This is a genomic window from Micromonospora vulcania (assembly GCF_042658605.1).
GTDB lineage: Bacteria > Actinomycetota > Actinomycetes > Mycobacteriales > Micromonosporaceae > Micromonospora > Micromonospora vulcania.
This window is the reverse complement of the sequence record NZ_JBHSQS010000005.1, coordinates 375,945-387,240: the sequence shown is the minus strand read 5'-3', so window position 1 is coordinate 387,240 and position 11,296 is coordinate 375,945. Positions and strand designations below refer to the sequence as shown.

General features: G+C 69.2%; 9 protein-coding genes. 4 read left to right on the top strand and 5 right to left on the bottom strand.

Going from position 1 to position 11,296, the window contains the following annotated elements; genetic code table 11:
- The first annotated feature begins 174 nt into the window (after positions 1-174).
- On the top strand, positions 175-669 hold the full coding sequence (locus ACFQGL_RS10975) for a PLAT/LH2 domain-containing protein (RefSeq protein ID WP_377509346.1): 495 nt from the start codon (positions 175-177) through the stop codon (positions 667-669).
- Positions 670-755: 86 nt separating this feature from the next.
- On the opposite strand, the gene ACFQGL_RS10970 is transcribed toward ACFQGL_RS10975, so the two are convergent.
- From ACFQGL_RS10970 to ACFQGL_RS10960, 3 genes are all read right to left on the bottom strand, one after another.
- Positions 756-5,684 carry a carbohydrate-binding protein gene (locus ACFQGL_RS10970; RefSeq protein WP_377509343.1) on the bottom strand — a complete coding sequence of 1,643 codons (4,929 nt, stop codon included), beginning with the start codon at positions 5,682-5,684 and terminating at the stop codon, positions 756-758.
- Positions 5,685-5,754: 70 nt separating this feature from the next.
- Complete coding sequence (locus ACFQGL_RS10965; protein WP_377509340.1) at positions 5,755-6,552, bottom strand: HoxN/HupN/NixA family nickel/cobalt transporter; 798 nt, start codon at positions 6,550-6,552, stop codon at positions 5,755-5,757.
- Positions 6,546-7,199 carry a hypothetical protein gene (locus ACFQGL_RS10960; RefSeq protein ID WP_377509337.1) on the bottom strand — a complete coding sequence of 218 codons (654 nt, stop codon included), beginning with the start codon at positions 7,197-7,199 and terminating at the stop codon, positions 6,546-6,548. Before ACFQGL_RS10960 ends, ACFQGL_RS10965 begins: the two co-directional genes overlap by 7 nt.
- Before the next feature lie 331 nt (positions 7,200-7,530).
- Here ACFQGL_RS10960 and ACFQGL_RS10955 point away from each other — a divergent pair, with 331 nt between their 5' ends.
- The 3 genes from ACFQGL_RS10955 (at position 7,531) to ACFQGL_RS10945 (ending at position 9,580) form a co-directional block, all read left to right on the top strand.
- On the top strand, positions 7,531-8,142 hold the full coding sequence (locus ACFQGL_RS10955) for a TetR/AcrR family transcriptional regulator (RefSeq protein WP_377509334.1): 612 nt from the start codon (positions 7,531-7,533) through the stop codon (positions 8,140-8,142).
- 258 nt (positions 8,143-8,400) lie between these two features.
- A complete protein-coding gene (locus ACFQGL_RS10950) occupies positions 8,401-8,793 on the top strand; it encodes a nuclear transport factor 2 family protein (protein WP_377509331.1) in 393 nt (130 codons plus the stop codon).
- 181 nt (positions 8,794-8,974) lie between these two features.
- Entirely contained in the window at positions 8,975-9,580 is a 606-nt protein-coding gene (locus ACFQGL_RS10945; protein ID WP_377509328.1) for a TetR/AcrR family transcriptional regulator, read from the top strand.
- Between the two features lie 316 nt (positions 9,581-9,896).
- Here the strand turns inward: ACFQGL_RS10945 and ACFQGL_RS10940 are convergent, their stop codons facing one another.
- Positions 9,897-10,481 (bottom strand): DedA family protein, encoded by a 585-nt coding sequence (locus ACFQGL_RS10940; protein ID WP_377509325.1) that lies wholly within the window; start codon positions 10,479-10,481, stop codon positions 9,897-9,899.
- A gap of 55 nt (positions 10,482-10,536) precedes the next feature.
- On the bottom strand, positions 10,537-11,283 hold the full coding sequence (locus tag ACFQGL_RS10935; RefSeq protein ID WP_377509322.1) for an MBL fold metallo-hydrolase: 747 nt from the start codon (positions 11,281-11,283) through the stop codon (positions 10,537-10,539).
- Positions 11,284-11,296 lie beyond the last annotated feature (13 nt).

Genomic DNA, 11,296 nt, shown 5'->3' with positions numbered 1-11,296 from the left:
CCACAAGATTCAACTCAGGTTATCGACGGAACAAGCGCACCTGGGCGGCTCAGTCGGACACCGGACGGTGCCGGTATTTCAGCGCCACGTCAGTCGCGCGGCAGTGCCCACTGCCAGGGTTTCTTAACTGCAACAGCAGCAATCATCCGCACCTATGCACAGGAGGAAGTCACCATGAGATTCCGAATCCCAATCGCGGTCGGCGGGGCGCTCGTCATGACGATGATGGCGCTGGGTGGCGGTGCCGCCGCCAGCGCGGCCCCGGCCGCCAAGGCCGCCGACAGCTCGGTCGCCAAGTCCGGCGGCATCGGCATCAACGCTGTTCAGCAGTACAAGATCTTCGTGCACACCGCGAACATCAGCGGGGCCGGCACCGACGCCACCGTGAAGATGAAGGTCTACGGCACGCTCGCCGAGTCGCCCGGATATGTCAACCTCGACAACTCGGCCGACAACTTCGAGCGCAACAGCAACGACACTTTCGGGCCATTCTCGTGGTTCGACATCGGACGCCCGGATTTCATCGGCGTCTACAAGGGAAGTAACGGTTCCGAGTGGTACCCGGAGTACGCGCAGATCTACTCGTACGCCACCAGCACGTGGTACTACTGCCCGATGAACGCGTACTACGGCGACGGCGCGGAAACCCGCTGGTTCGACTGCCCGTGACGCCGACTCCGATCAACTGATCGCGGCATCACAAGCACGCCGGCCCGGGACCAAAGTGGTCCCGGGCCGGTGTGTCGCGTACCTGGCTACTTGATCAACTTCCAGGGGCCGTTCTGGTCACCCGGTTGCTGACCCCGGGTCCACCACTTGGCCTCGTAGACGTGACTCTTGAAGGACACCCGGTCGCCGGTGTTGTACACCCGCGTGGCCGTCCAGGCCGCCGGGCTGTTGTCCGGCGGGGTCGGAGCGATCTCCTCCCAGGAACCGTTGCGGTCACCCGGCTTCTGGTTCCGGGTGTACCACTGAGCCCGCCACTTCTTGCCGTCGTACAGGGCGAACTCGCCGGAGTTGAAGATCCGCGAGGCCGTCCAGATCGCGGTGCCGTCCTCGGTCATGGCGATTTCCTGCCATGCGCCGTTGGGGTCACCCGGCTTCTGGTTCTTGGTGTACCAGGAGGCCTGGAAGACCCTGCCCTGGTAGGTGGCCCGGTCGCCGGTGTTGTAGACCGTCGAGGAACTCCACTCGGCCGGCAGGTTCACCGTCAGACTGCCGGTGGCCTGGGCCGGGTCGAGATACTCGCTGCCCGAGTACGACGCGGTCAGCGTGTGCTGGCCACCCGCGAGGCCCACCGGAAGGGTGAACGTCGCGGTGCCGTTGGTGAGGGCCGCCGACCCGCGGACGGTCGTACCCTCGGTCAGCTGCACCGTGCCGGTGACCGGCGTGCTGCCGGCCGTGACCTTGACGGTCGCGGTCGCCGCGGTGCCCCAGTTGGTCGGGGCGGCGGTGACGGTCACCGTCGGCAGCTGCTTGACGGTACGGAACACCGCCGGCTGGGCCACCGCCGTGCCGCCGTCGGCGCTCTCCGCCGAGACGATCCAGCCGTACGAGGTGCCCGGCAGGAGCTTGTCCCAGGTCACCGTGGCGGTGCCGTTCGCGGTCACCTGGTCGGTGCCGATCGTGCCGGACGGCACGTAGGCGGCCAGCGAGTCGGTGACGAACGACGTCTTACGGGTGGTGAGGTCCACCGGGAGGGTCAGGTTGTCCTCCGCGCCGTTGTACCGCGGCTTCGGCTGGCTGCCATCCTGGCGGATGTCGTACTCGGTCGCCCCGAAGTTGTTCAGGTACGGCGAGTACGTGTCGATGTGCATCTCGGCACGGGCCACGTTGAACTGGAGCAGACGCAGGAAGCTCGCGCCGAACTGCAGCCGGTCGGTGGCCTTGTGGTCCGGGGTGCCGTCACCGTTGACATCGATGGTGCCGTCGGCAGCGACCAGCTTCGGCCAGAGCTCCCCGGCGGCGACCGTGTAGAACTGGTAGTCCGCCAGCAGCTCGACGACATCGTGGCTGACGGTGACGCCGACCTTGGACTTCAGGTTGGTGCCGACGCCGTGCTCGTGACCGGCGAGGACCAGGAACACGTTCGGGTTGGCCTCGACGACCTGCTTGTAGAGCGGCGAGCCGTCCGGCGCGGAGAAGTCCGCACCGCGACCGTCGGGGTTGACCGACGGCTTGAGGTAGTCGTGGGAGAGCAGGACGCCGTTCCGGTCCTTGTACCGCTTGAAGATCGAGTCGGCCCACTTGGCCTCGGCCGGCGTCACGCCGTACGACAGACCGACCGCGACGAAGTCCAGACCACCGGCCGAGAAGAGCAGGTAGTTGTTCTGGTTGTCCTTGCCCGGCGTGACGCTGCCGTCGGCGTTGGTCACCTCGTCCCACGCGTGGTATTCGGTGCCCTTCGGCCAGACCTTCGCCGTCTGGTAGTACCGGTCGGCGCTGAAGGTTCGGCTGAACCGCGACGTCGGGCCCGTCTCGGCACCCAACTGGTCGTCGTGGTTACCCGCGATGACCTGGTTGACCACGCCGTTGTCGTCGAGGACCTTCTGGAAGCCGGAGGCGACCGCGAGCTCCTTGTCGACCTGCTCGTTCAGGCCCGGCCGCTTGAGCGTGCCGTCCGAGTTGGTGGCCAGCGGGTCGTAGTAGTCGTTCTCGATGATGTCGCCGGTGTGCGCGGTGTACGCGATCTTGCGGTTGGCCGCGTTGTCGGCTACCCACTGCGTCACGCCGCGGTAACCGGCCGCCCAGATCGCCTGCTCCTCGGCGGTCTCCACGTCCGAGGGCTCGGCCTGACCGTCGAAGTCGTCGTACGTGCCGCCGGCCGCGCCCTCGGTGACGTACTGCGTGTCGGTGAAGTGCACGAGCGAGAAGTCGTACGAGTTGGGATCCTCGAAGTGATCCTTGTCGTTCTGGGCGGACGAGTCGTGCGGCGACAGGTCGTCGGCGAACGGGTCCTCGCCGGTGACCAGCACGTGGACCGCGCCACCATCGCGGTAGCCGGCCTCGACCGGGGCGGTGAGGACGGTGTCCTGCCCGACCTGGCCACGCGAGCTGGTCAGCACGACCCACTTCTGGGTTGCCGGGTTCCACACCCGCAGCGCCACGATCCGTGCCGGGTCGATGGTGCCCGACCAGCGCAGCGTCGGCGTCTCCTTGGTGGCAGCCAGCGGCAGGTCGTACCGCTGGAACACCACGGACCGGCTGGACGGGGTGTCGATCGTCGCGCCGTCGAGCGGACGCAGCGAGCCGACGTCGACGTTCTTGTCGTGCTGGACGTCGAGCGTGGTCGGCACGTCGGCCGCCTCACCCTGGTAGCCGCCGGTCGGCAGGACCACGTCCGCCTTGGTGAAGGTGGCGGTCAGCGCGACGCCGTCCTCGCCCGGGATCCGGGCGGAGAGTTCGGCCGAGAGCGGGTCGGTGCCCTTGACCGTCGCGTCGAGCCCGTTCGGGACGTCCGGGATGCTCGCGCTGCTGAAGCGCACCTCGCGGGTGGCGGTGTTGCCGAGCGCGTCGGTCGCCGTCACCGCGATGGTGTGCGACCCGGCCGGCAGACCGTGGCCGATCTGGTCACCCTGCTTGACGGCCGTGCCGTCCAGCGTGATGGCCGGCGTTCCGACGACCCCGGTCGCGTCCTTGACCTGGATGTTGAGCGCGACGGTCGAGGTCAGTCGCTGCCCGGCGGCCGGGACGCTGCTCTCGACCTCCGGGGCGGTGTTGTCGACGGTGAAGCGCCGCGTCGAGGTCTTGTCGCCGACGACCGCCTTGATGGTGTGTGCGCCGTCCGCGAGCGACGTGGTGTCGACGTCCGCGCGCTTGCCCAGCGCCGGCAACGCCGAGCCGTCCTGCGCGGTGACGTCGAACAGGATCATCTTGTTCAGCACCGCGTTGTAGCCGTTGCCGCAGGTGCCGTCACCGATGTACGTGGTCACCTGCGAGCCGGCCGGGTAGCTGGCCGAGCCGATGGTGACCGTCGACTGCGCGATCTCGCGGGTCAGCTGGGTCGCTTTCGCACCCGCCGGCAGCAGCTGGAAGTCCCGCAGCGTGAAGTCGTCGTAGTTGTCGCAGCCGCCCGGCTTGGCACTGCCGTGGTCGTTACCCGCGACGAACTCCAGGGCGTTGACGCCCGGCACCAGCCACTCGTTCGGGAAGCTGAGGTCGGCGACCTCCTTCTCCCAGATGCCGATGTCCACTGGGGTGCCGTTGACCAGCACCTTGTTGTCGTACCCGTTGTCGCTGCCGTTGCCACCGACGAACACCTTGAGGTGCGCGTCGACGCCGCTGCCGAGGGTCTCGACGGTGCGCGTCGTTGGCGCGTCGGCGACGGTGAAGTGGAACTCGGCCTCCTTGTTGGCCGCGCACGTGCCGTCGCCCAGCGCCAGCGTGGCGGCGGTGGTCTCGGCCTTCGTCACGGTCGTGCCGGTGGTGGTGACGAGGTACGTGGTGCCGGCCGTCACCGTGCCCGCCGTGCTCAGCGTGAGGCTCGTCGCCGCCCGGTTGAGCGTGAAGTCGTCGTGGTTGGCACAGGTCGCGCCGTTCACGGTGCCGTTGTAGTCACCGGTCCTGACCTCGACGACGTTGTCGCCGAGGTGCAGGAACCGGGTCGGGAACGGCAGCTTCACGGCCTCCGCACCGGTGGTGCCGTAGTCGCCCCCGAGGTCGACCCGGTGGCCGTTGACCAGCGCGTAGTTCTGGTAACGCGCCTCGATCGAGTTGCCCGCCTCGACCGCGAGGCCGAGGGTGGCGGTGCCGGCGGCCAGCGTCTCGGCCATCTCGGCGGGCTTGTCGTCGATGGCCAGCGACTCGACGTGGTCCTTGCTGCCGCTGGGCACCGCCGCGATCACCGGGCGGGTCCCCCGTACGCGGGCACCGTCACCGGGGGTGACGGTCGCCGCGCCGGCCGGGGCGTTGTTGACGTCGACCGAGACGGACGCCTTCGCGCCCGACAGGGTGGTCGCGCTGACGGTGTGCGTACCGTTGGTGAGCTTGGTGGTGTCCAGGTCGGTACGCAGGCCGCTGGTGCTGCCCGGCTCACCGGAGATGACGAAGGTCAGGTCCTGGTTGAGCGTCTTCGCCGAACTGCCGCAGGTGCCGTCGCCGAAGTTGTAGCTGAACAGGTTCTGTTCGCCGTCGGCCACCACGCCGAGCAGGCTCAGGCTGATGCTGCTCAGCGCGTAGTCGTCGTAGTTGGGGCAGCGGCCACCCTCACCATTCGGCAGGTCCTCGTAGCCGACCGCGGTCTTGGTGGTCGTGTCGACCCAGTTCGCTCCGGTGTGGACCGAGACGGTGTTCACCCCGGAGTGCAGCCAGTCACCGGCGAAGTCGAGGGTGCCGACCTGCCCGCCCGGGATGTCCGGGAGGAAGACCCGGTCGGCCTCGGCCGTGTGGCCGTTGACGGTGATGTAGTTGTGGTAGCGGGCCTCGGTGCCGTTGCCGCCCATCTCGAAGGCGAAGTGGGCGGTGCCGGCGGTCTTGTCGGCGCTGATCTTGTCGCCGTCGACCGCGAGCGTGGTCACGGAGTCGTTCTCCGTGACCGGCTCGACGATGACAGGGACCTTGCCCTCAAGGTTCTGCCCGGCCGCCAGGTTGATCAGTGGCGTGTTGCCGCTGGTCGGGACCGTCTGCGCCCCCGCCACCGCAGGGCTGAAGGCCGTTGCCGGCCCGGCGACGAGGATAAGCGCCACCGCGGACAGGAGCCCGCGTGTTCGCTTTCTCCGCGCACGTGATTCGTGCGTCATGGCGAGTTTCTCTCCTTCAATTGATGAGGTTGACCGCAGCGACTGCGGTCACGCCGATGCCGAGCACCGTGATGCCGGCTGCGGCGAGCAGGGGGGCCACGCGGGTGGCCAGTCGCAGGACGGCGTGTGAGCGCGCGCCCCGCACGACGACGGAGCTGCCCGCGAGTGCCAGCAGGCCGACTCCGAAGAGCACCACGGCCATGCCGACGCCGAAGGCCAGGACCAGCAGCAGAGCGAAGCCGGCGCGACCGATGAACAGCCCGGTGACCAGCACGAGGAACGCCGCCGGGGAAGGGGTGAGGCCGCCGGACGCGCCGAGCATGAGCAGCCCCGGCCGCTTGCCGTCACCGTGGCTGTGCCCGTGGTCGTGCGGATGGCCGTGGTCGTGGCCGTGCCCGTGTGGGTGGCCGTGCTCGTGTGTGTGGCCCTGGCCGCTCAGGTGCCGGCGGGCCAGCCAGAGACCGGTGGCGACGGCGAGCAGGCCGGCAACGACCTGCAACCCGCCGGTGAGCTGCGGCATCCCGATGACGTCCGAGAGGGACAGGAAGGTCCACGCCACCCCGATCGCCAGCACGGAGAGCGTGTGCATGACGGCGACCGAGCCGCCCAGCCAGGCCGCGTCGCGGACCCGGCCGCGCGACCCGATGAGGTACGCCGCGGCCAGGCTCTTGCCGTGCCCGGGTGCCACCGCGTGCCCCGCCCCGGCGAGGATCGCGAACGCGAACGCCAGCGGCGCCACGCCGGGTGCGTGCAGGTAGCCCTGCAGCCGGTCCGAGAACGACGCGGCGTGGATGACGACCGTCGCGGTCAGCACGCGGCAGCCCGTCGGCGGCGCCACCGGAGCAGCAACAACGCGGCGACCGCGACGATCAGCAGGCCGCCGACGACGGCGGTGATCTGCACGGCGGCGCTACGGCCGAGATCCGTACCGCCCTTCGCGGGTGCGTCCCCGAGCACCCAGTCGTGCGCGTACCGGCCGGACCCGTACACCGCTCGCTCGCCGTTCGGCCCGGTGGCCATCGTCTGGTACGCCGGGTTGAGGTCGGTGAGCATCCGTACCCCGACCGAGACCTTGCCGATCGGCCCCGGACACACGTAGTCGACGGTCACGCCGGAGGCGGCGAGGTCGCTCGGCGGGACGACCGTAGCCGCGCACCTGTCCCCGTCGCTGGTGACCGTGATCTGCTTGCGCAGGTAGCCCGCGAACGGCTCGGACGGCCCGAGGGCAACCGCGTCCGAGGGCTGGAAGAAGACCGCGCCGTCGAGCATGACGCGGTCCTGCGGCAGTACGCCGAGGCGGACCCCGAGCAGCGTGAGGTCGTCGGTGCCGCCGACCTTCCACCGTACGTGCACCACCTCGTGGCGCTGCGGGTCGGCGCTGATGGCCACGGTCTGCGGGGCGCCGAACGGGTGCGCTCCGGCGGGGGTGGCCGGGGCGAACAGGATCAGGCTGAACGCCACCGACATAAGGAGGCTCGCCGCGACACGGCGGGATGTACGTCCGGATGAGGGCAAGGTGGACGCTCCGGTCTACGGGTGCGGTGGCACACCGGCGGGCGTGACCGGCCAGCACCCTGCCGCAGCTTCACGAACTCACCGGGCGAGCCCGGATGAGAGATGGCGATATCGCGGTGAACAGTTGTTGATCATTGGCCGTGTTCAGCGCCTCGCGCCCCCGTCCGCCGTCGGCGATGCTCACCGTCCCCCTGTTGGACCGGATGGGTGGTTTGGCACTCATCAGCACCGATCGGTAGCTGGACCGTGTGGTCTAGTACGGGGGTATGCTGCGGGCATGAGTAGTTCAGCGATCGGCCGGAAAGGAGCTGCCACGCGGCAGCGCATCGTTGCGGGTGCCGCGCTGCTCATCCGCGACCGCGGCGCCGCGCAGACGAGCCTGGATGACGTCCTGGAGGCGACCTCCACCAGCAAGGGGCAGCTCTTCCACTACTTTCCGCAGGGGCGCGCCGGTCTGCTGTCCGCCGTCGCCGAGCACGAGGTGACCCAGGTGCTCGAGGCGCAGCAGCCGTACCTCAGCGATCTGTCGACGCTCGAGTCGTGGGAGCGGTGGCGAGAGGCCGTTCTGACGCACTATCTGGAGCTGGGTGACAAGTGCCCACTCGGTGCGTTGACCACCGAACTCGGTAAGACCTCACCCGAGACCCGCGCCATCGTGTCCCGCCTCTACGGCACCTGGGAAGCGTCGCTCGCGCTGGGGGTCGCACGGCTGCGCGAACGCGGTGCGGTGGCCGGCGCCATCGACCCCGACCACCTGGCGCGCTGCGTCCTCGTCGCCATCCAGGGGGGCGTGACGATGCTGCGTACGACCAGACGCGTGGCGTACCTGCAGGTGTCGCTGGACGCCGCACTCGCGCCCTTGGGAATCTCTGATACGACCGCTGCATAGAGTGGACTTGCCGGTCCACTAATCTCGGCTCTAATGTTGGACCATGCGGTCCGATGGTCTCGGGGTTTCCACCCGTCTGCCAGCAGCGCCAGTGCACGCTGGCAAGAGGGCTCACCCTGGTGCCGCCGTGGTCTCCACCGTCCCTGGAAGCCACTCCGGTCGCCTCGCGTTTTGTTCCCGGTCGAGCGGGAAGCCGCCGGACTCCTGGACCAGCACAAACCATTCTGATCAATCAAGCCTCAAACGGAAGGCCGGATAATGCCCGACAACGCGAGCGAACGCGAAACACGGAACGACGCCCTGATCCGCGAGTTCATGGACACCTTCGAGAAGAAGGACGCGGCGCTGCTGGGAAGGTTCTTCGCCGAGGACATCGTCTTCGAGAACTACGGCGACCCGGAACTGCGCGGTCGGACGAACCTCGTGGACATGTGGGCGAACGTCTTCCGCAACTTTGCGGAGGTCAGGTTCGAGACTGTCAACCAGGCCGTCAACGGGGACCTCGTCATCGCCGAGCAGATCCACGGGCTCGGACTGCCCGGCAAGAAGATCGCACCCATCAAGAACCTCGCGGTCTACGAGATCCGCGACGGCGAGATCGCCGCTTGGCGCGACTACACCAACCCGGAGTACGCCCGCAGCCTCTTCTGAGCGCGGGCGACTGGAGACACGGCACCTGTGAGTGATCCAGTTCCACGACGACCCGCGCATTCGGGGCCAGGCGCAATCCGGCGCCTGGCCCGGTGCCGTTGTGGCGGATGCATCATTCCTGGCCCCTCGCGGCGATTGGACCGTGGTATCCAATTACGTTCCGTCGAGCTATTCTGGGGCGATGGTTGTGCGGTTGACGTCGAGGGGTGCGGCCACCAAGCGGCGCCTCGTCGAGGGCGCGGCGCTGTTGATGCGCGAGCAGGGTGCGGCAGAGACGAACCTGGAGCAGGTGCTGCAGGTGACGGCGATGAGCAAGAGTCAGCTCTTTCACTACTTCCCGGACGGCCGTACGGGCCTCCTGCTGGCAGTGACGGATTTCGAGGCCGAGCAGGTCATGGAAGCACAGCGGCCCCACATCGACGATCTGTCCACGCTTGAGAGTTGGCGGGCGTGGCGCGATGCGCTCGTGCGGCACTACGCCCTGCTGGGCCAGCGTTGCCCGATGGGTGCGCTGACGTCTGAACTGGGGATCTCCTCGCCGGAGGCCCGGCGGGCCGTCAGTGATCTGTTCGACCGCTGGGAAGGTGCGCTGATGGCGGGCGTCCAGTCCGTGCTCGTGGCCGGGCTGGTGCCCGGCGATGTGCCCGTCCGCGACACCGCGCGGTGCATCCTGACCGCTATCCAGGGCGGTGTGGTGATGTTGCGAGCCACCGATCGTCTGTCCTACCTGGAGACGGCGCTCGATGTGGCACTCCGGCCGATTCTCGGTGTGTCCAAGTCGGCTTAGCGCTTCTGGACCATCGAGTTCAGATCGCCGCCGCAGGCCATCTGCTCACGTTCTCCTTCGGGACGCTCAAGGAACTCCGGACCGATCCGGCGGATGAGACGCGGGTCACGCTCGGGCTTTGGCTGCGGGGCGTCGACGCCGCCCCGGAGCACCTGCGGAGACCGGTCCGCGAGCTGGTCGACGAGGCGTTGGCCACCCTGCGGGCGCTGCCCGCGCACACGCAGCTGACCCGGGTCGCCGCCCTGGGGTGCGGGCCGGACCTGTACGACGTGCTCACCGCGCCCTGACGTATGGCGTCATCGGACGGCGACGGTGTTCATTCGGGCGTAGGGGAGACCTTGCGGCGGCGGGACAGCCACGAGGTGAGCTGTGTGACGGCCAGGACGATCACGATCGCCGCCACGACCCCCTCCCACGGCCGTCCGAAGATGCTGCGGCCGAGCAGGCCGATCGCGGCGTACGTCACCGACCACAGCACGCACGCCGCCACGTTCGCGGTCGCGAATCGCCGCCACGGAAGGCCCAACACCGCCGCTGCGAGCAGGACCGGGATCCGTCCGCCGGGCAACAGCCGGGACACCAGCAGCGTGCTGACCGGCCGGTTGAGCAGCCGCTCGCGTACGTTGTCGGCCAGCCGCGCCTGCTGCCGGAGCATGCCCAGGCGGCGGGTCAGGGCCTCGCCGCCGGCGCGGCAGATCGCGTAGGTGGCCGCGTCTCCGGCGTACGCGCCGAGGGCGCCCACCGCGACGACCGCGAGCAGCGCGAACGGGCTGTGGTGCGCGGCGAGGACGGCGGTAGCGGAGACCGCGGCGCCGGTGGGCAGCACCGGGAGGGTGGATCCGGCGGCGACGATGGCGAAGAGCACCGCGAGTGCGCTGAGGACGCCTCCGAACGTCGTCATGAGTCGACCCGGGCCGTGGGCCGCATCGGGCTGAGCGCAGAGCCGACCAGGCCGGTCATGCCGTCGTCAGGCGTTCGCCGGGTGCCAACACGTGAACGGCCGTCCCCGGGGCGAGCCGTGCGGTGTGCTCGGCGAACTCCTCGCCGGGGCGGTGGAACCGGTCCGGTCGGACCCGTCCGAACCCGATCGGCCACAGCGTGCCCCAGTGGATCGGCACCGCCGTGCTCGGAGCGATGATCCGCATCGCCTCCGCCGCACGGACCGGGTCCAGGTGTCGTGCGCCGAGGTTCCAGCCCCAGCCCCACACGGGGACCAGCGCCAGGTCGACCGGGCCGAGCGACGTCATCCCGTCGAACAGGCCGGTGTCTCCGCCGAACCAGGCCGTCGTGTCACCGCTCACGAGGTAGCCGACCGCGATCGCGCGCGTCTTCGATCCGGGCGACCGCCCGCCGTCGTGATCGGCGGGGACGGCCCGTACCCGCAGGCCACCGACGGTGGTGTCGTCGCCGGGGGCCAGCTCGACGTACTCCCGTTGGCCGAGCGTGCGGCGTAGGAACGCTGCGCTGCCCTTCGGGACGATGTACGGGATGGTGGCCGGGAGGGTGCGCAGCGAGGGCAGGTCGCAGTGGTCGCCGTGCAGGTGTGAGATGGCGACCGCGTCCGGTGCGGGGTCGAGGCGGGGCCTCGGTCCGCGGCGACGACGGAGGTGCGCCACGCGGTTGCGAAGCACCGGGTCGGTCAGGACCGTGCTGCCCCGGTCGCTAATCGACACGGTCGCGTGCCCCCACCAGGTGATGTTCACCTGTTCATGATGC

Bases quoted from the DNA above. Each gene is read 5' to 3' on its own strand.
- ACFQGL_RS10975 (WP_377509346.1), top strand. From the start codon at position 175: ATGAGATTCCGAATCCCAATCGCGGTCGGCGGGGCGCTCGTCATGACG.
- ACFQGL_RS10955 (WP_377509334.1), top strand. From the start codon at position 7,531: ATGAGTAGTTCAGCGATCGGCCGGAAAGGAGCTGCCACGCGGCAGCGC.
- ACFQGL_RS10950 (WP_377509331.1), top strand. From the start codon at position 8,401: ATGCCCGACAACGCGAGCGAACGCGAAACACGGAACGACGCCCTGATC.
- ACFQGL_RS10945 (WP_377509328.1), top strand. From the start codon at position 8,975: ATGGTTGTGCGGTTGACGTCGAGGGGTGCGGCCACCAAGCGGCGCCTC.
- ACFQGL_RS10940 (WP_377509325.1), bottom strand. From the start codon at position 10,481: ATGACGACGTTCGGAGGCGTCCTCAGCGCACTCGCGGTGCTCTTCGCC.